General features: G+C 72.3%; 15 protein-coding genes, 1 rRNA gene, 1 pseudogene and 1 riboswitch. Of the genes and pseudogenes, 13 read left to right on the top strand and 4 right to left on the bottom strand.

Features of this window, described 5'->3' with window-relative positions:
- From rrf to AB0D08_RS35780, 12 genes are all read left to right on the top strand, one after another.
- A 5S ribosomal RNA gene (gene rrf / locus AB0D08_RS35835) occupies nucleotides 1-92 on the top strand; the annotation flags it as partial.
- A 97-nt stretch (nucleotides 93-189) separates the two neighbouring features.
- Complete coding sequence (gene pgsA, locus AB0D08_RS35830; RefSeq protein ID WP_033825427.1) at nucleotides 190-801, top strand: CDP-diacylglycerol--glycerol-3-phosphate 3-phosphatidyltransferase; 612 nt, start codon at nucleotides 190-192, stop codon at nucleotides 799-801.
- Between the two features lie 145 nt (nucleotides 802-946).
- The gene (locus AB0D08_RS35825) at nucleotides 947-3,442 is read left to right on the top strand and encodes a mannose-1-phosphate guanyltransferase (RefSeq protein ID WP_033825428.1); all 2,496 of its coding nucleotides are present in this window, start codon (nucleotides 947-949) and stop codon (nucleotides 3,440-3,442) included.
- 165 nt (nucleotides 3,443-3,607) lie between these two features.
- The gene (locus AB0D08_RS35820) at nucleotides 3,608-4,690 is read left to right on the top strand and encodes a DUF881 domain-containing protein (protein WP_359894473.1); all 1,083 of its coding nucleotides are present in this window, start codon (nucleotides 3,608-3,610) and stop codon (nucleotides 4,688-4,690) included.
- The gene (locus AB0D08_RS35815; protein WP_033825430.1) at nucleotides 4,687-5,019 is read left to right on the top strand and encodes a small basic family protein; all 333 of its coding nucleotides are present in this window, start codon (nucleotides 4,687-4,689) and stop codon (nucleotides 5,017-5,019) included. The genes AB0D08_RS35820 and AB0D08_RS35815 overlap by 4 nt, the downstream gene beginning before the upstream one ends.
- Nucleotides 5,020-5,301: 282 nt before the next feature.
- On the top strand, nucleotides 5,302-6,183 hold the full coding sequence (locus AB0D08_RS35810) for a DUF881 domain-containing protein (protein WP_359894476.1): 882 nt from the start codon (nucleotides 5,302-5,304) through the stop codon (nucleotides 6,181-6,183).
- 181 nt (nucleotides 6,184-6,364) lie between these two features.
- Nucleotides 6,365-7,261 (top strand): FHA domain-containing protein, encoded by an 897-nt coding sequence (locus AB0D08_RS35805; RefSeq protein ID WP_033825431.1) that lies wholly within the window; start codon nucleotides 6,365-6,367, stop codon nucleotides 7,259-7,261.
- 62 nt (nucleotides 7,262-7,323) lie between these two features.
- Nucleotides 7,324-8,067 carry a MerR family transcriptional regulator gene (locus tag AB0D08_RS35800; protein WP_033825448.1) on the top strand — a complete coding sequence of 248 codons (744 nt, stop codon included), beginning with the start codon at nucleotides 7,324-7,326 and terminating at the stop codon, nucleotides 8,065-8,067.
- A 132-nt stretch (nucleotides 8,068-8,199) separates the two neighbouring features.
- Nucleotides 8,200-8,670 (top strand): bifunctional nuclease family protein, encoded by a 471-nt coding sequence (locus tag AB0D08_RS35795; protein ID WP_033825432.1) that lies wholly within the window; start codon nucleotides 8,200-8,202, stop codon nucleotides 8,668-8,670.
- A 279-nt stretch (nucleotides 8,671-8,949) separates the two neighbouring features.
- Nucleotides 8,950-9,636, top strand: coding sequence for a MerR family transcriptional regulator (locus AB0D08_RS35790; RefSeq protein WP_359894470.1), 687 nt, complete (start codon nucleotides 8,950-8,952; stop codon nucleotides 9,634-9,636).
- Between the two features lie 234 nt (nucleotides 9,637-9,870).
- Nucleotides 9,871-10,569, top strand: coding sequence for an ElyC/SanA/YdcF family protein (locus AB0D08_RS35785; protein ID WP_033825449.1), 699 nt, complete (start codon nucleotides 9,871-9,873; stop codon nucleotides 10,567-10,569).
- Between the two features lie 90 nt (nucleotides 10,570-10,659).
- A complete protein-coding gene (locus AB0D08_RS35780) occupies nucleotides 10,660-12,075 on the top strand; it encodes a DNA polymerase IV (protein ID WP_359894468.1) in 1,416 nt (471 codons plus the stop codon).
- 245 nt (nucleotides 12,076-12,320) lie between these two features.
- On the opposite strand, the gene AB0D08_RS35775 is transcribed toward AB0D08_RS35780, so the two are convergent.
- The 3 genes and pseudogenes from AB0D08_RS35775 to AB0D08_RS35765 form a co-directional block, all read right to left on the bottom strand.
- On the bottom strand, nucleotides 12,321-13,799 hold the full coding sequence (locus tag AB0D08_RS35775; protein ID WP_033825435.1) for an MFS transporter: 1,479 nt from the start codon (nucleotides 13,797-13,799) through the stop codon (nucleotides 12,321-12,323).
- Nucleotides 13,800-13,996: 197 nt separating this feature from the next.
- Nucleotides 13,997-14,797: a YsnF/AvaK domain-containing protein gene (locus AB0D08_RS35770; RefSeq protein WP_359894474.1), complete on the bottom strand. Its 801-nt coding sequence runs from the start codon at nucleotides 14,795-14,797 to the stop codon at nucleotides 13,997-13,999.
- 60 nt (nucleotides 14,798-14,857) lie between these two features.
- Nucleotides 14,858-15,178: pseudogene (locus AB0D08_RS35765) on the bottom strand (PRC-barrel domain-containing protein); the annotation flags it as partial.
- A 187-nt stretch (nucleotides 15,179-15,365) separates the two neighbouring features.
- Nucleotides 15,366-15,471: riboswitch (glycine riboswitch) on the top strand.
- Between the two features lie 239 nt (nucleotides 15,472-15,710).
- On the opposite strand from AB0D08_RS35765, the gene gcvP reads away from it, so the two are divergent.
- Nucleotides 15,711-18,608, top strand: a complete 2,898-nt coding sequence (gene gcvP / locus AB0D08_RS35760; protein WP_033825437.1) for an aminomethyl-transferring glycine dehydrogenase — start codon at nucleotides 15,711-15,713, stop codon at nucleotides 18,606-18,608.
- 104 nt (nucleotides 18,609-18,712) lie between these two features.
- Here gcvP and AB0D08_RS35755 read toward each other — a convergent pair whose 3' ends face one another.
- The gene (locus AB0D08_RS35755; protein ID WP_033825438.1) at nucleotides 18,713-18,904 is read right to left on the bottom strand and encodes a DUF5999 family protein; all 192 of its coding nucleotides are present in this window, start codon (nucleotides 18,902-18,904) and stop codon (nucleotides 18,713-18,715) included.
- Nucleotides 18,905-19,258: the final 354 nt, after the last annotated feature.

Genomic DNA, 19,258 nt, shown 5'->3' with positions numbered 1-19,258 from the left:
CGCCCGGTTACATTCCGAACCCGGAAGCTAAGCCTCATAGCGCCGATGGTACTGCAGGGGGGACCCTGTGGGAGAGTAGGACGCCGCCGAACAATCTTTCAGAGAAGCCCCCCGCCTTCCCAGGCGGGGGGCTTTTTTGTTGTATGGTCAGTGCCGCACAAGTTGTCATGAGTACCAGGAGGCCCCCAGGTGGAGGTCCAGGAGACGCGAGTCCAGACCGACCGTGTCCTCACCATTCCCAACCTGCTGAGCATGGGCCGGCTGGTCGGGGTGCCGATCTTCCTCTGGCTGATCCTCTGGCCGGTGTTCGGCGGTCCGAACAACGACGGCTGGGCGATCGTCATCCTGATGCTGAGCGGGGTGAGTGACTACCTCGACGGCAAGCTGGCGCGCCGCTGGGGGCAGATCAGCCGGCTGGGGCAGATCCTGGACCCGGCTGCGGACCGCCTGTACGTACTGTCGACGCTGATCGGGCTGACCTGGCGCGAGATCCTCCCCTGGTGGGTGACGGCGATCCTGCTCGCGCGTGAGGTGTTCATCGGCTCCCTGCTGCCCGTGCTGGCCCGCTACGGGTACGGGCCGCTCCAGGTGAGCTTCCTGGGCAAGGCCGCCACGTTCAATCTGATGTACGCCTTCCCGCTGCTGCTGCTGGGGACCGGGACGAGCTGGTTCGAGCGGACCGCGGAGGCGGTCAGCTGGGCGTTCATCTGGTGGGGCACGGTGCTCTACTGGTGGGCGGGCATCCTGTACGCGGTGCAGGCGCGGCAGATCGTGCGGGCCGCGCGGGCCGCGGCGGTCTGAGGCCGCCGGCCGGGCCGCGGGTGGTCCGGCGAGAGGTTTCACACGGCTTGCCCGGTGCGTCGGACGGTTTGATCCGGGTAGACAAGCTCTTGAACGGTTTGATGGATCCACAGGGTTCACCACCGAGAAGGAGGACGCACCCGCAATGAAAGCCGTTGTGATGGCAGGCGGGGAGGGCACCCGCCTCCGCCCGATGACCTCGAGCATGCCCAAGCCGCTCCTACCGGTCGCCAATCGGCCGATCATGGAGCATGTGCTTCGGCTGCTCAGGAAGCACGGCCTCTCGGACACCGTCGTCACGGTGCAGTTCCTGGCCTCCCTGGTCAAGAACTACTTCGGTGACGGCGAAGACCTGGGTATGCACCTCACCTATGCCAACGAGGAAGTCCCGCTGGGCACCGCGGGCAGTGTGAAGAACGCCGAGGACGCGCTCAAGGACGATTCCTTCCTGGTGATCTCCGGGGACGCGCTGACCGATTTCGATCTCTCCGAGCTGATCGCATTCCACCGGGCCAAGGGCGCAATCGTCACCGTGTGCCTGACCCGTGTGCCCAATCCGTTGGAATTCGGTATCACGATCACTGACGACGAGGGCCGGGTCGAGCGCTTCCTGGAGAAGCCGACCTGGGGCCAGGTGTTCTCGGACACGGTGAACACCGGTATCTATGTGATGGAGCCCGAGGTCTTCGACTACGTGGCGGCCGGTGAGTCGGTCGACTGGTCGAGCGACGTCTTCCCTCAGCTGCTGAAGGAGGGCAAGCCGGTCTTCGGGTACGTCGCCGAGGGCTACTGGGAGGACGTCGGCACCCACGAGAGCTATGTGAAGGCGCAGGCGGACGTCCTGGAGGGCAAGGTCCAGGTCGAGCTGGACGGGTTCGAGATCTCGCCCGGGGTGTGGATCGCCGAGGGCGCGGAGGTCGACCCGGAGGCCGTCCTGCGGGGGCCGCTGTACATCGGTGACTACGCGAAGGTGGAGGCCGGGGTCGAGCTGCGCGAGCACACCGTGCTCGGCAGCAACGTGGTCGTCAAGCGCGGGGCGTTCCTGCACAAGGCGGTGGTCCACGACAACGTCTACATCGGGCCGCAGTCCAACCTGCGGGGCTGTGTGGTCGGCAAGAACACCGACGTGATGCGGGCCGCGCGGATCGACGACGGGGCGGTGATCGGCGACGAGTGCCTGATCGGCGAGGAGTCGAACATCGCCGCCAACGTCCGGGTGTACCCGTTCAAGACGATCGAGGCCGGCGCGTTCGTCAACACCTCGGTGATCTGGGAGTCGCGCGGGCAGGAGCACCTGTTCGGCGTGCGCGGGGTGTCGGGCGTGCTGAACGTCGAGATCACCCCGGAACTGGCGGTCCGGCTGGCCGGGGCGTACGCGACGACGCTGAAGAAGGGCGCGACCGTCACCATCGCGCGTGACCACTCGCGGGGCGCGAGGGCGCTCAAACGGGCGATGATCTCGGCGCTGCAGACCAGTGCGATCGACGTCCGGGACCTGGAGAACGTACCGATGCCGGTGGCCCGGCAGCACACCGCCAGGGGCAGCGCGGGAGGCGTCTTCCTGCGGACCACGCCGGGGGTGCCGGACTCGCTGGACATCCTGTTCTTCGACGAGCGGGGCGCCGACCTGTCGCAGGCCGGGCAGCGGAAGCTGGACCGGGTGTACTCGCGGCAGGAGTTCCGGCGCGCGTTCCCGGGCGAGATCGGCGACCTGCTGCACCCGGCCAGCGTCTTCGACTCGTACGCGACCAACCTGCTGAAGTCGATCGACATCAGCGGGGTCCGCGAGGCGGGCCTCAAGGTCGTGGTCGATGCCGCGCACGGCAGTGCGGGGCTGGTCCTGCCCAGCATCCTGGGCCGGCTCGGCGTGGAGGCGCTGACCGTCGACAGCGGTCTGGACGAGTCCCGGCCGACCGAGGACGCGGAGGAGCGGCGGGCGGCGCTGGCGCGGCTCGGTGAGCTGGTGGCCTCGTCCCGGGCGGCGTTCGGGGTGCGGTTCGACCCGGTGGGCGAGCGGGTGTCCTTCGTCGACGAGCTCGGGCGGGTGATCGACGACGACCGCGCCCTGCTGGTCCTGCTCGACCTGGTGGCGGCCGAGCGCCGGAGCGGACAGGTCGCGCTGCCGGTGACCACGACCCGGATCGCCGAACAGGTGGCGGCGTACCACGGCACGCAGGTGACGTGGACCTCCACCTCGCCGGACGACCTGGCGAAGGCGGCCGCGGCCGAGGGCACGGTGTTCGGCGGCGACGGGCGCGGCGGCTTCGTGGTGCCCGAGTTCAGCGGTGTGCTGGACGGTGCGGCGGCGTTCGTGCGGCTGGTCGGGCTGGTGGCCCGTACGCAGCTCACGCTGAGCCAGATCGACGCCCGGATCCCGCAGGCGCACATCCAGCGCCGGGACGTCGCCACCCCGTGGGCGGCGAAGGGCATGGTCATGCGGTCGGTGGTGGAGGCGGCCGGTTCCCGGCGGCTGGACACCACGGACGGCGTGCGGGTGGTGGAGCCGGACGGCCGGTGGACGCTGGTGCTGCCGGACCCGGCCGAGGCGGTCACCCACCTGTGGGCCGAGGGGCCGGACGACCAGGCCGCCCAGCAGCTGCTGGACGAGTGGGGTGCGGTGGTGGACTCCGCGGGCCGGTAACCGGTAACCGCGAACCGGTAGCCGAGTGGCAGGCCGACGGGGTGGCGGGCGTGGTGCCCGCCACCCCGTCGGCCTGCCCGGGATGTCACGATCCGGTACGTATCGGGGCCTTGCGGGGCGGGGGTAGGTCGTACGCCGGGTGGGGGACATGGGACGATGTCCCGCATGCCAGCAACGCCGACGCCGAGTGACCGGGACGGACGCTTCACCCGTCCGGACGCCTCGATGTCCCTGCTGACCACCGTGATGGACCACAGCCTGGACGACGGGTACGCCGAGGCGGCCCGGGCCCTGGGGGTGGAGGGACGCAGCCGGCTGCCGTCCTCGCTGCGCGGCCGGCTGACGCTGGCCCTCGGGCTCGCCCTGGCGGCGACCGTGGTGACGGTGGGGGCGGTGACCTCGCACGAGGCCGAGCCGACGCTCGCCAAGGAGCGGGACGCGCTGGTGCACCGGATCAAGGACGCGACCGGCGGGGCGGACGGTCTGCAGCGCCAGGTCGGCGACCTGCGCGACCAGGTCGACACGGCCCAGCAGGACGCGCTGCGGGCCGGTGGGGACGGCGGACTGGCCGCGCTGGCGGCCGGGACCGGCACCGGTGAGATGACCGGTCCGGGGGTGAAACTGGTGATCGAGGACGCCAACAGCTCGGCCGGCGGCGGCAACATCAGCAACCCGCGGGACGCCGACGGCTTCCGCAACTCGGGCCGGCTCAGGGACCACGACCTGCAGCTGGTGGTGAACGGCCTCTGGCAGTCCGGCGCGGAGGGCGTCTCGGTCAACGGGCAGCGGCTCACCGCGCTGTCCGCGATCCGGGCGGCCGGCGACGCGATCCTGGTCGACAACCGGCCGCTGGTGCCGCCGTACACCGTGCTGGCGATCGGGGACGGCGCGAAGCTCGCCAAGACCTTCCAGGACAACGAGGCCGGCCGGTACCTGCGGATCATCGAGGACAGCTACGGCATCAAGTCGAGCCTGTCGGTGCAGAAGAAGCTGCAGCTGCCGGCGGCGCTGGGCGTGACGCTCCGCTTCGCCCGGCCCGACGTGCCCGAGGCCTCGCCCTCGCCGTCGGCCGCCGGATCGTCCTCGCCCCCGGCATCGCCGTCGCCCTCGCCGTCCCCGTCGCCCTCCGGTTCGCCTTCGCGATCCGTCACACCGCCCCCGGCGAAGTCGACGAAGGCCGCCAAGCCGTCCGGCACCAAGAACGCCACCGCATCGTCCACCGCAGGGACAGGAGCTCCAACACCGTGATTGCCGTACTGGGTCTCGTGATCGGCGTGGTCGTCGGCCTCTTCGTGCAGCCGGAGGTCCCCGACGCCGTGGTGCCCTATCTGCCGATCGCGGTGGTGGCGGCGCTGGACGCGGTGTTCGGCGGCGTGCGGGCGATGCTGGACGGGATCTTCAACGACAAGGTGTTCGTGGTCTCGTTCCTGTCGAACGTGGTGGTCGCGGCGCTGATCGTGTTCCTGGGCGACCAGCTCGGGGTCGGGTCGCAGCTGTCCACCGGCGTGGTGGTGGTGCTCGGGATCCGGATCTTCTCCAACGCGGCGGCCATCCGCCGGCACGTGTTCAGGGCGTAGGGAGCGCAAGGCGTGGACAAGGACGACAAGCGCGGCGTACGGCCCGACCTGCCCGATGAGCTGCCGGGCGAACTGCCGGGCGAACTGCCCGAGGATGGCGCGGACCGGGATCCGGAGCACCGGCCGGACCGGCCGGAGCCGGATCGGGTCGAGGCCGTGGAGGCCGCCGGGAGCGGGCCGGGTGCGGGGACCGAGGAGGTCCCGGAGGCGGAGCCGTCCGGGGTGTCCGCGACCGCCGAGCCGTCGGATCCGTCGGAGCCGGTGGTGAAGCCAGTGAAGCCGGTGCGGTCCGAGCAGCCCGTGCAGTCCGTCGGGCCGGAGCAGCCCGAGCAGCCGGAGCAGCCGGGGGAGCCGGGGGAGCCGGGGGAGCCCGAGGAGTCCGGGGCCGACACGCCCGGGAAGCAGGACGAGTCGGGCGGGCCGGACGGGCCGGACGCGGCCGCCGACGGGCGTCGGCGGCTGCGGTCCGCACTGTGGCCGCTGCGGATCTCCCGTGGCCAGCTGGTGGTGGCCGTACTGTTGTTCTCCCTCGGGTTGGCGCTGGCCATCCAGGTCAGGTCGACCAACGACCACGATCAGCTCCGGGGCGCCCGTCAGGAGGATCTTGTCCGGATCCTCGACGAACTGGACAGCCGTCAGCAGCGTCTCCAGCAGGAGAAGACACAGCTCGAGCAGTCCATGGCCCAGTTGGAGAACTCCTCCAACCAGGCCAAGGAGGCGCAGGAGCAGACCAGGAAGAAGGCCGCGGAGTTGGGTGTGCTGGCCGGTACGGTCAGAGCGACCGGCCCGGGGATCGTACTGACCATCGATGATCCCCAAGGGCAGGTGAAGGCAGATATGCTGCTGGACACCCTGCAGGAACTCCGAGCGGCGGGGGCGGAGGCGATTCAGATCAACGATGTTCGAGTGGTGGCGGGTACCTACTTCACCGACGCGTCGTCCGGTGGCGTGCAGATCGACGGCAAGGATGTGTCGCAGCCGTTCCGGTTCACCGTGGTCGGCAATCCGCAGGACCTGACGCCCGCCCTGAACATCCCGGGCGGCGTGGTGCGGACGCTGGAGAACCATCAGGCCCGCGCCACCATCACCCAGCAGCAGAAGGTCGTCGTCGACGCTCTCGCGGTGCCCAGGCAGTTGCAGTACGGCAAGCCGGCGGCGAAGTGACGGGGCGGATTCCGGACGCGTCGTCAGTTCCTGTCAGGACCCGGTGGCGGCCGACCGTGGACGGTCGGTCACACTGGGACACAGCACTTGCTCGGTACCGGCCCGATCTCGGGTGCACGTCCGTTCCGAGCTTCTCACCCTGCCCCGCGGGCGGGTCTGTCACACACAAGGGGATTCGCCCGTGAGTTTCTTCGCAAAGCTCTTCGGCCGCAGCAACCGTCGCGACGTGGCGGTCGAGGCGCCCACGGCGCGGCACCGCCGCGACGAGGAATCCGGCGTCCCGGGCATGCGGCCCGCGCCGGAGGCGGACCAGTACGCGGCGCAGCAGCGCCCGATGTTCCGCGAGGACAATGCGACCCAGGGCGCGGGCATCCCCACCGACGGCTTCGGTACGGCGTACGGCGCGTCGGTTGATTCGGCGGGCGCCGCGCGCATAGGTTTCCCGACAGGACCCTCAACCTCTGGTGGAGGGTTCGCCCCGGATCCCTACGCCGGGCACGTCCAGCCGGGTGTGCCGCGCCAGGAGGCTGTGAACATGGCCGGCTCCGCTCCGTGTCCGCGCTGCGGCAACCAGAACCCGGTGACGGCCCGGTTCTGCTCGAACTGCGGTACGCCGCTGCGGGCCGGGGTGCACCCGGAGGGGGCGGCCGAGACCACCTCGACCATCACCATCTCGGGGCTGGAGTCCTACGACCCGAACGCCACCAGCACCGGTGCGACGCCGGCGCTGTCGCCCGAGGTGCTGGCCGCGATCGACGCGCTGCCGCCGGGCTCGGCCCTGCTGATCGTCCAGCGCGGTCCGAACTCGGGCAGCCGGTTCCTGCTGGACTCCGACGTGACCACGGCGGGGCGCCACCCGCAGGGGGACATCTTCCTGGACGACGTGACGGTCTCGCGCCGGCATGTCGAGTTCCGCCGCCGTCAGGACGGCGGCTTCTCGGTCGCCGACGTGGGCAGCCTGAACGGCACCTACGTCAACCGGGAGCGGATCGACGAGGTCGCGCTGAACAACGGCGACGAGGTCCAGATCGGCAAGTACCGGCTGGTGTTCTTCGCCGGCCACTACCGGGGGTACTGACCACGACTTCGGCTGGAGCCCGAGTGACCGCTAACACTCCCACCCTCGTCGGCTCCTCGCCCGTGCCCGCCTCGCGGCGTACGGGCGAGGCGCGGCGGCGGGGCGACGAACGTTCGAGCATCGGCGCCGTACTGGCCTTCCTCCGGGACGACTTCCCGGAGGTGACCATCTCCAAGATCCGTTTCCTGGAGGCGGAGGGCCTGGTGGAGCCGCAGCGGACCCCTTCGGGCTACCGGAAGTTCAGTGCCGCGGACGTCGAGCGGCTGGCGTACGTGCTGCGGATGCAGCGGGACCACTACCTGCCGCTGCGGGTGATCCGGGAGCACCTGGACGCCATCGAGCGCGGTGAGCAGCCGCCGGCCCTGCCGACGCCGGAGAACCGGCCCGGGCCGATGGAGGAGGCCGACCGCGAGCTGGTGGCCGCGGCCTCGTCCGGGCTCGGTGTCCGGCTGGGCCGGGCGGAGCTGCTGGCGGCGGCCGAGGCGGGGGAGCCGGAGCTGGCCGAGTGGGAGTCGTACGGGCTGGTCGCGGCGGGCCCGGACGGTGGTTTCGACGGTGAGACGCTGCAGATCGCCCGGCTGGTGGCCGAACTCGGCCGGTACGGCCTGGAGCCGCGGCACCTGCGGGCGATGAAGGCGGCGGCCGACCGGGAGGTGGCGCTGGTGGACCAGGTGGTCGCCCCGCTGCGGCGCCACCGCAATCCGCAGACCCGGGCGCACGCGGAGACGACGGCGCGGGAGCTGGCCACCCTGTCGGTGCGGCTGCACGCGGCGATGGTGCAGGCCGGGCTGCGTGCGAAGGCGTAGTGCGGTGCGAAGGCGTGGTGCGGGCCCGGGGCGGGTTCCGGTGGTGCCGGCGGGGGAGCGGGTGCGGCGGGAATCGGCCAGCGCGGACCGGCTGCGCTTTCATATCGGCGGTGTGGGCCATAGGGTTGCCATGTGAATGAGCTCGACGTCGTGGGTGTCCGGGTGGAGATGCCGTCCAACCAGCCGATCGTGCTGCTGCGGGAGGTCGGGGGCGATCGGTATCTGCCGATCTGGATCGGCCCGGGAGAGGCGACCGCGATCGCCTTCGCCCAGCAGGGCATGACGCCGGTGCGGCCGCTGACGCACGACCTGTTCAAGGACGTGCTGGACGCGCTGGGCCACCAGCTCACCGAGGTGCGGATCAACGACCTGCGGGAGGGCGTCTTCTACGCCGAGCTGGTGTTCGCCGGCGGGGTCGAGGTGAGCGCCCGGCCGTCGGACGCGATAGCGCTGGCGCTGCGGACCGGTACGCCGATCTACGGGAGCGAGGAGGTCCTCGCCGAGGCCGGGATCTCGATCCCGGACGAGCAGGAGGACGAGGTCGAGAAGTTCCGCGAGTTCCTGGACCAGGTCTCGCCGGAGGACTTCGGGGGCCAGCAGTAGGGGTGCCGGGGTGGCCTGGCCGGTCGGTGTCCGGTGGGTTCTCCGGGTGCTGATTCCTTATCCGCGGTCGGGGGTGTCCGCAAGTCGTGGAGGGCCGAGCCCGTGGTCCTGCCCAGGTTGGGGCCACGCAAAACCACTCGGTTGAGTGACATTGGCGGTGACCCTCGGCGTGGCGATCGTTGACGGGTCTCTGGCGACTGCTTACCGTCAGGGATGGCTCCGCTTGGTTGGGCCACCCGGGGCCGGGACGGCCCGTACCAGCAGTGGACGGAGGTTGGCATGAGCGGCACCGGCGATGATCTGGCCGCCGGGGGCCTGTGCGCCGTGCACCTCCCGCGCAGCGGGCGCAGTCTCATCCCGCGCCCCTGGAGTGCCGAGACGGCCCAGGCCCCGGAACCCGAGCTGCCCAGAGTGGGACGCTTTCCCGCCGTGCAGGCGGGCCAGCCGGCGATCGAGCGGCTGGCGCCGACCTCGGCGCTGGTGGGCTACCGCGGGCCGACGGCCTGCGCGGCCGCCGGGATCACCTACCGGCAGCTGGACTACTGGGCGCGGACGGGCCTGCTGGAGCCGAGCGTGCGGTCGGCGTACGCGGCGGGCGCGCAGCGGCTGTACAGCTTCCGCGACATCCTGATGCTCAAGATCGTCAAGCGGCTGCTGGACGCCGGGGTGTCGCTGCAGAACATCCGGGTTGCCGTGAGCCACCTGCAGTCCGCCGAGCCGGCCGACTTCGCGGGGCTGACCCTGATGTGCGACGGCGCGACGGTGTACGAGTGCACCTCGCCGCAGCAGATGGCGGACCTGCTGGGCCGCGGCCAGGGGATGTTCGGCATCGCGGTCGGCGCGGTCGGCAGGGAGCTCGAGGCGTCCCTGGGCCGCCTGCACGGCGAGCGCACCGACACCGGGGAGACCCTGGTCGGGAACGACCCCATGGACGAGCTGGCGCAGCGCCGCAACCGCGCAGGCTAGGCTGCCGGGAGACGACCGCGAGAGGCCCGGACGGGGAACCGTCCGGGCCTCTCGGCGCGTCGGGGCAGGTGGATCGATCAAGGTACGGATCAGGGCGGGGGCAGGACCGGCATGAAGGTGGCGATACGGCGCCGGGCGGAGCGGACCCCGGGGGAGGCCCGAACCCCGGCCGAGGCCGGGACCTCGGCCCGGGCGGCCCGGGCGTCCCGGGTTCGTCGGGTGCCGGCCGCGCTGCTGCGCAAGGTCCGGCTGCCCCGGGTCCGGGTGCCGAGGGCCGGGAGCAAGGCCGGGCGCAGGCGCTGGTTCCAGGCCGGTGTGCTGCTGACCGTGGTCGCGACCGGCCCGTCCACCTGGCTCTGGCTGGGGGAGAGCGACCGTGTGGGCACCGTGGCGAGCGCGCCGAGCGCCCCGGTGGCGGTGGTGTTCGGCGCCGGTCTGTTCGACGGCGAGCCCTCGCCGTACCTGGCCCACCGGCTGGACGCGGCGCTGGCGCTCTATCAGCAGCACAAGGTGCAGGCGATCCTGGTGACCGGTGACAACAGCCGGACGGACTACGACGAGCCGGACGCCATGCGGCACTACCTGATCCAGCGGGGTGTACCGGAGATCCGGGTGGTGGGCGACTACGCGGGCTTCGACACCTGGGACTCCTGCGCCCGCGCGCGGCAGATCTTCGGGGTCGACCGGGCGGTGCTGGTCAGTCAGACCTTCCACGTGCGCAGGGCGCTGGCGCTGTGCCGGGCGGCGGGCATCGACTCGTACGCGGTCGGTGTGGACGAGTGGCACGACGCCACCTGGTTCTACGGCGGACTGCGGGAGATCCCGGGGGCGGGCAAGGCGGCGCTGGACGCCTGGCTGCGGCCCGACCCGCAGTTCCTCGGCCCGCGCGAGGCCGGGGTCGACCGGGCGCTGGCGGACGCGGCGGCGGGCTGAGCCGGCCGTGGCGGCCCCGCCCGGGCGGTTCGAGTGCCGGCCGTCCCGTGGCTCGAACGGAATGTCAGAGCCCTGCGGGATGATCGACGGGTGCGGACAGTGCCGAGCATCATCCACCTCGACATGGACGCCTTCTTCGCCGCGGTGGAGCAGGCGGCCAAGCCGAGCCTGCGCGGCAAGCCGGTGGTGGTCGGCGGGCTCGGCGGCCGCGGGGTGGTGTCCACCGCCTCCTACGAGGCGCGCAGGTTCGGCGTGCACTCGGCGATGCCGATGGCGCAGGCACGCCGGCTCTGCCCGAACGCGGCCTTCCTGACCGGCCGGTTCGAGGCGTACCGCTGGGCCAGTGACATCGTGATGGGCCTGCTGCGCGAGCGCTCGCCGCTGGTCGAGCCGCTCAGCCTCGACGAGGCCTTCGTGGACCTGGAGGCGGGCCCGTACGGTCCGGCGCTGGCCGCGGCGGGCCCGGCCGAGGGGAACGAGCTGGTGCTGGCGCTGGCGGAGGACCTCCGGGCCGACATCCTGGAGCGGACCGGCCTGACGGCCTCGGTGGGCGCGGCGGGGTCGAAGCTGATGGCGAAGATCGCCTCGGAGCAGGCCAAGCCGGACGGCCTGGTGCTGGTGGAGATCGGCTCGGAGCAGGCGGTGCTCAGCCCGATGCCGGTCCGCGCGCTGCCGGGCGTCGGTCCGGCCACCGAGCAGGTGCTGCGCCGGGTGGGGCTGAGCACGGTCGCCGATCTGGCGGCGGCGGGGCTGGACGAATTGGTGCAGCTTCTCGGCCGGGCGCACGGGGCCGGGGTGTTCCAGATGTCGATAGGTCTCGACGAGCGGGCGGTGGTCGCGGACCGGGACGCCAAGTCGGTCTCGGTCGAGGACACCTTCGAGGTCGACCTGGCCGACCGGGACCGGATCATGCACGAGATCGACGTGCTGGCGGCGCGCTGCGTGGGCCGGCTGCGGGCGACCGGACGGTCGGGCCGCACGGTGGTGCTCAAGGTCCGCCGCTTCGACTTCTCCACCCTGACCCGCTCGGAGACGCTGCGCGGGCCGACCGACGACCCGGAGGTGATCGCCTCCACGGCCAGACGGCTGGCGATGCAGGTGGACACCACGGGCGGGGTCCGGCTGCTCGGGGTGGGGGTCGCCCAGCTGGCGGACTACACCCAGGAGGACCTGTTCGCGCAGGCGGTACGGGAGGCCGCCGAGGCGCACGAACGGGCACAGGCCCAGGAGCGGGCCGAGGCGCAGGACGCCGGTGTGCCCGCCGTGCCGCAGGCGGACCGGGAGGCGTCGGCCGCCGAGGCGGAGCCGGAGCCGGAGGCGGTGCGCCGCTGGTGGCCGGGCCAGGACGTGACGCACGAGGAGTACGGCCCGGGCTGGGTGCAGGGCAGCGGGGTGGGCCGGGTGACGGTCCGGTTCGAGACCCCGGACAGCCCGCCCGGGCGGGTGCGCACCTTCTCGGTCGACGACCCGGCGCTGGCGCCCTCGGCCGCCCTGCCGTTGCGCTGAGCCGACCTCGGGCCGAACTGCCGCTGCCCCGAGCCGGCCTTGTGCCGGGCTGTCGCTGTGCCGGGCCGCCGCTGCGCCCGCCTCGGGTTGGACTGCCCGGCGGGGTGCGGGTACGACGACGGCCCCGCACCCGTCCAGGTGCGGAGCCGTCGGTCGGCCGGGGCCGGGGTGGTCGCGATGCCCTCGTCGACCCGCCGGGGCCCGGTCTCCTCGCGCCCCGTCCCGAGCGCGAGGGGGACGCCTCGTCAGGCGTCGGTCTTGGCCAGCTCGGGGCTGGTGGCGGCCGCCTCGGTGGGCGTGGTGGCCGGCTTGATGGTGCGGATCGCGAACGGTACGGCGGCGGCGATCAGGCACATCACGCCGGCGGTCCAGAACGCGTGCTTGTAGGCGTCCAGGGTGGGCAGCAGCACCGGGATCGGCAGGCCCTTGATGGTGTCGCCGGTGAGGATGGCGCCCATCACGGCGGTGCCGACGGCGCCACCGACGGTGCGCAGCACCGCGTTCATGCCGTTGGCGATGCCGCTCTGCTCGATCGGCACGGCGCCGTTGATGTAGGCCGGCATCGCGGCGTAGGCGAGGCCGACGCCGAGGCCGAACACGGCGGAGGCGGTGTAGATGTCGCCCTCGGCGCTGTGGCGGACGGCGAGGTAGACCATGGCGGCCGCGCCGAGCACGCCGCCGAGCACCAGCGGCAGGCGCGGGCCGCGGCGGGCGATCAGCAGGGCGCCGACGGGAGCGGCGATCATCGAGCCGATTGCGGACGGCAGCAGCATGACGCCGGCGTGCAGCACGGTGGCGGTGAAGCCGTAGTGGGCGAGCTTCTCCGGGGTCTGCGCGAAGTTGCTGATCACCAGGAAGGAGCCGTACATCCCGAAGCCGATCAGCAGGCCGGAGATGTTGGTGAAGGCGACGGCCGGGCGGGACATCATCTTCATGTCGACCAGCGGGTGGCTGACCTTGGTCTCGATGATGATCCAGACCAGGGCGACGACGGCGGCGACGGCGAACAGGCCGAGGGTCTTGTTGGAGGTCCAGCCCCAGTTGTTGCCCTGGCTGACGGCGACCAGCAGCGCGGACAGCCAGCCGGCCAGGGTGAGCGCGCCGAGCGGGTCGGCGCCGCCCTCCTTGTCGATGACCGGGTCCTTGGGCACCCGCAGGGCGACCAGGGCGACCGCGATCAGACCGAAGATCAGGCCCATCCAGAAGATGGACTTGTAGCTCCAGTGCTCCAGCAGCAGGCCGGTGGCGACCAGGCCGAGGCCGCTGCCGACGCCCATCGAGGCGCTGATCGCCGCGACGCCGCCGGTGACCTTCTCCCGGGGGAGTTCGTCACGGACGATGCTGATGGCCAGCGGCAGCACGCCACCGCCGGCGCCCTGCAGGACGCGGGCGACGACCAGCCAGGTGAAGGAGTGGGTGCCGACCGCGAGCGCGGAGCCGGCCACCAGGCCGGCCAGCGAGACCAGCAGCATCGGCTTGCGGCCCCGCAGGTCGCCGAAGCGGCCGAGCAGCGGGGTCAGGACGGCGGCCGAGAGCAGGTTGGCCGTCATCAGCCAGGTGATGTTGGAGCCGGAGACGTTCAGTTCCTTGGCCAGCGAGGGCAGGATCGGGACGACTGCGGTCTGCACCACGCTGAACGCCAGCATGGCCAGCACCAGGGCGGGGAGCACCCGGGCACTGGTCGGCTTGTCGGCCGTGATGGTGGGCTGAGATGCCTCACTCACGGTTCTTCCTCCGGTTCTGGCTGCCCGAGCTCAGTGCTTCAGGCGAGAGATAGTGAATCGAATGAAGTAACCATGCCGCTCAATAGTTCACTGTGTCAAATATCGATCGCTGAAGCTTCGGCAGCGCGGAGGTCCCGCCCCCGCGGTGGCGGGGACGGGACCTCGGTGGCGGGCGGGCGGCAGCGGACCGCGGCGGCTCAGGACGGCCGCAGCGGCTCCGGCCGCAGGGACTCGGCGGGCCGCTGCACCGGACCGACCGGCGGCGGCACCGGAGGATTCGTGGCGGACGTGCTGTCGTGGATCTCCACCTGCTCGCGGCGGAGTTCCTCGCGGATCACCTCCTCCTCGGTGTACCGCTCCACCACCAGGCGGACCCGCTCGATCGGGGCCAGGTACTTGCGCACCACCGCCCGCTCCTCGCGCAGGGTCACCTCCTCCATGCCCTCGACGATCTCCTGCTCGGTCAGCGACGCGCGCTCCGCCTCGGTCACCGGCACCCGCTCGACCCGGACCCGCTCCCGGACCACCGGCACCTTGCGCTCCACCGGCTCGCTGGTCACGTACTTGCGCAGCCGCGCGGTCCCCAGCACGTGCCACTCGGTGGTGATGTCCAGCCGCTCCTCGCGGCAGGTGATCTCCACCGGCCCGCTCGGTGCGCTGGACGCCGGGCCCGAGGGCTGCTGCGCCGCGCCCGGCATCCTGGTGTCGCCCTGGGCGTCGTGGTGGTTGGACGGCTGCGGGGCGGCGGACTGCGGCGCGCCGTGCTGGGTGGTCGCCTGGTGGGCGGCCAGCGGGGAGCCGAGCTGCATGGTCGGGGGGTCCTCGGCGGGCGCCGCCTGCGGCGCCGCGGCCGGGGCGGGGGCCGGTGCCGCCACCGGGGCGGCGGCGTGCGGGGCGAACGGCGCCGCGTTGGTCGCACTCGGCTCGGGCGCGGTCATCGTCTGCGGCGAGGAGGAGACCTTGCCGAAGTCCCGGTCCTTGCTGCGGTCGGCCGCCACCGCGGCGGCGGCCGCGGCCGAACCGTTGGTCGCGGCGGGCGGCGGCGGGGTGCCGCCGCCGGCGTCCAGCCCGTAGTAGCGGTAGAGCTGCAACTCCTGGGCGGGCGAGAGGTGCTGGCCCACACCGAAGTCCGGGGACTCCTTGATCAGCGACTTGTCGTACGGGACCCGCAACTCGTCGCCGGCGAACTCGCTGGTGGTCAGCGGGACGAACGCGTCCCGGCCGAAGATCCCGGTCCGCACCGCAGCCCACTCGGGCTCCCCGGTCGCGTCGTCGAGATACACCTCGTCGACCGTACCGATCTTGTCACCGTTCCGGTCGACCGCCTTGTGTCCGATCAGGTCGCGCGGATCGATATCGGTCTGCACGCTGTCCTCCAGTCCGCCTGCTCCTGACTAGGCCGTCGAGGGGGCGGTCGGAGGAGCTGGCCGCCCGCCACTTCACACGAAAAGCCATCAATCGGACGTAGGCGACCCGGGCGCCGCCGTCCGGGGAACGGCGGCGCGGACCGGCCGCCCCTGGCCCGTGATCCGCGGGAATCTCGCTGGTACCCTGGGCGGCGACCGCCGAGCCCGCTCGGGAGAGTCCCTGGGCCCGCCGCAGCGGGCGGCCAGGGCGCCGAAGGAGCAACTCCTCCCCGGAATCTCTCAGGCACCCGTACCGTGTGGGACAGGTCACTCTGGAAAGCAGGGCAGGACCGCCGGCGCGGGAGCCGACGGCACCACCCTCACCGACGGTGCAAGCCGACGGGTGGCCCTCCGGGCCGCCCGTGCGGGCGAAGCTCTCAGGTCCCGATGACAGAGGGGGAGGCCTGTCGGGTTCGTGCGCTCAAGGTCCCCGCCGCCCAGCGGCGGTGCAGGCCGGTCGGCGCCCGCACCCCAGCCGGTCATCGACCAGGAGGCCTCGACCCCCATGAACGCCCAGCCGACCCACGGTCGCCGCAGCGACGCCACCCTCGCCGAACTCGAGCTGGCCAGCCCCTTCGAGACCCGCCACATCGGCCCCGACGCGGCCGCCCAGGAGAAGATGCTGGCCCACGTCGGCTACGCCTCCCTGGACGAGCTGTCCGACGCCGCCGTGCCCGACACCATCAAGAGCCTCACCGCGCTCGGCCTGCCGGCCGGCCGCAGCGAGGCCCAGGTGCTCGCCGAACTGCGCGAGCTGGCCGACCGCAACCAGGTCCTCACCTCGATGATCGGCCTCGGCTACTACGGCACCTTCACCCCGCCGGTGATCCTGCGCAACGTGCTGGAGAACCCGGCCTGGTACACCGCCTACACCCCGTACCAGCCGGAGATCTCCCAGGGCCGCCTGGAGGCGCTGCTCAACTTCCAGACCCTGGTCTCCGACCTGACCGGCCTGGACACCTCCGGCTCCTCGCTGCTCGACGAGGCCACCGCCGCCGCCGAGGCGATGGCGCTGGCCCGCCGGGTCACCAAGGTCAAGGGCGGTGTCTTCCTGATCGACGCCGACACCCTGCCGCAGACCGTCGCGGTGATCGAGACCCGCGCCGTGCCGACCGGCGTCGAGGTGGTCGTCGCCGACCTCTCCGACGGCATCCCGGCCGAGATCGCCGAGCGCGGCGTCTTCGGCGTGCTGCTCCAGTACCCCGGCGCCTCCGGCGCGGTCCGCGACCTCGCGCCGCTGATCGAGCAGGCGCACGGCCTCGGCGCGGTCGTCGCGGTCGCCGCCGACCTGCTGGCGCTCACCCTGCTGAAGTCGCCGGGCGAGCTCGGCGCCGACATCGCCTGCGGCACCTCGCAGCGCTTCGGCGTTCCGATGGGCTTCGGCGGCCCGCACGCCGGCTACCTGGCCGTGCGCGCCCAGTACGCCCGCAACCTGCCCGGCCGCCTGGTCGGCGTCTCGGTCGACAACGACGGCAACCGCGCCTACCGCCTCGCCCTGCAGACCCGCGAGCAGCACATCCGCCGCGAGAAGGCCACCAGCAACATCTGCACCGCCCAGGTGCTGCTCGCCGTGATGGCCTCCATGTACGCGGTCTACCACGGCCCCGACGGCCTGGCCGACATCGCCCGCCGCACCCACCGCTACGCCGCCGCCCTCGCCGAGGGCCTGACGGCCGGCGGCGTGGAGCTCGTCCACGGCGCGTTCTTCGACACCGTCACCGCCCGCGTCCCCGGCCGCGCCGCCGAGGTGGTCGCCGCCGCGGCCGAGGCCGGTGTCAACCTGTACCAGGCCGACGCCGACACTGTCTCGATCTCCTGCGACGAGACCACCACCCGCGAGCACCTGGCCGCCGTCTGGGCGTCCTTCGGCCTGAAGGACACCGCGGTCGCCGAGGCCGCCGACACGCTGCCCGCGGCCCTGCTGCGCGAGGACGAGTACCTCACCCACCCGGTCTTCCACAGCCACCGGTCCGAGACCGCCATGCTGCGCTACCTGCGCCGCCTGTCGGACCGCGACTACGCGCTGGACCGCGGCATGATCCCGCTGGGCTCCTGCACCATGAAGCTCAACGCGACCACCGAGATGGAGCCGGTGACCTGGCCCGAGTTCGGCCAGCTGCACCCCTTCGCCCCCGCCGAGCAGGTCCAGGGCTTCCTCAGCCTGATCCACGGCCTGGAGCAGCAGCTGGTCGAGGTGACCGGCTACGACGCCGTCTCCATCCAGCCCAACGCCGGCTCCCAGGGCGAGCTGGCCGGCCTGCTCGCCGTCCGCGCCTACCACCTGGCCAACGGCGACACCCAGCGCGACGTCTGCCTGATCCCGTCCTCCGCGCACGGCACCAACGCCGCCTCCGCCGTGATGGCCGGCATGCGGGTCGTCGTGGTCAAGACCCTGGTCGACGGCGACGTGGACGTCGAGGACCTCAAGGCCAAGATCGAGCTCCACCGCGACCAGCTCTCGGTGCTCATGGTCACCTACCCGTCCACCCACGGCGTGTACGAGACCGAGATCACCCAGATCTGCGCCCTGGTGCACGAGGCCGGTGGCCAGGTGTACGTCGACGGCGCCAACCTGAACGCCCTGGTCGGCCTCGCCAAGCCGGGCAAGTTCGGCGCCGACGTCTCGCACCTGAACCTGCACAAGACCTTCTGCATCCCGCACGGCGGCGGCGGCCCCGGCGTCGGCCCGGTCGCAGTCCGCGAGCACCTCGCGCCGTACCTGCCCAACCACCCGCTGCAGGCGGAGGCCGGCCCGGCCACCGGCGTCGGCCCGATCTCGGCCGCCCCCTGGGGCTCGGCCGCGATCCTGCCGATCTCCTGGGCGTACGTGCGCCTGATGGGCGGCGAGGGCCTCAAGCGCGCCACCCAGGTCGCGGTGCTGAACGCCAACTACATCGCCAAGCGCCTGGCCCCGCACTACCCGGTGCTCTACACCGGCCCCGGCGGCCTGGTCGCGCACGAGTGCATCATCGACCTGCGCCCGCTCACCAAGGAGACGGGCGTCAGCGTCGACGACATCGCCAAGCGCCTGATCGACTACGGCTTCCACGCCCCGACCATGTCCTTCCCGGTGGCCGGCACGCTGATGATCGAGCCCACCGAGTCCGAGGACCTGCACGAGATCGACCGGTTCTGCGCCGCGATGATCGAGATCCGGGCGGAGATCGAGAAGGTCGGCTCGGGTGCCTGGCCCGCCGAGGACAACCCGCTGGCCAACGCCCCGCACACCGCCGCCACCATGGCCGGTGAGTGGGAGCACGCGTACTCGCGCCAGGAGGCGGTCTTCCCGGCCGGCGTCAACCCGGCCGACAAGTACTGGCCGCCGGTGAGCCGGATCGACGGCGCGTACGGCGACCGCAACCTGGTCTGCTCCTGCCCGCCGCTGGACGACTACGGCGTCTGATCCACGGCGGCCCGGGCCACGGCGCCCGGGCGGCACGCGGAAGGGCCCCGGAGGATGCGATCCTCCGGGGCCCTTCCGGTCGTCACCCAGGCCGGGGCCGCCGCTCAGGCGGCGAAGGCCAGCGGGCGGTGCGGGGCGATCACCCGGCCGTCGGGCAGCAGTTCGCCGGTGTCCTCGAAGAGCAGGACGCCGTTGCACAGCAGGCTCCACCCCTGGTCCGGGTGGAGCGCGACGGGGACGGCCGCCTCGCGGTCGGGGGAGTCGGCGGTAGGACACTCAGGACGGTGCTGGCACATCGTTGTACCCTCGCTTCGGTCGCGATCCACACCCGCCGCACGGCCACCCCCCTGGGCGCCGCCCTGCCGGCGGATCCTGCCGGCCGGTCCAGGTGTGAACCGGCCGCGCAACGGGTAGGACAGCAGGTCCTCCGTGCTGGTTCCCAGTGTCGGCCCCCGGTGGCCGCCGCGCAGCCATTTCGTGACGTGCGCCACAGATCGGAACCGTAGACCACCCGACCGGCGGCCGTCGTCGCTCCCGGAATGCCGGACGGGCCATCGCCCACTGACCCGAACCGGTCAGTGGCGGTGCTCTGCCACGGCGTGCTGGAGATGGTGGACGACCCGGCGGAGGCCCTGGGCAGCCTCACCGGG

It is taken from the genome of Kitasatospora sp. NPDC048540 (assembly GCF_040651175.1).
Lineage (GTDB): Bacteria > Actinomycetota > Actinomycetes > Streptomycetales > Streptomycetaceae > Kitasatospora.
Note: the sequence above shows the minus strand (reverse complement) of the source record. Positions and strands in the feature narration are given on the sequence as shown.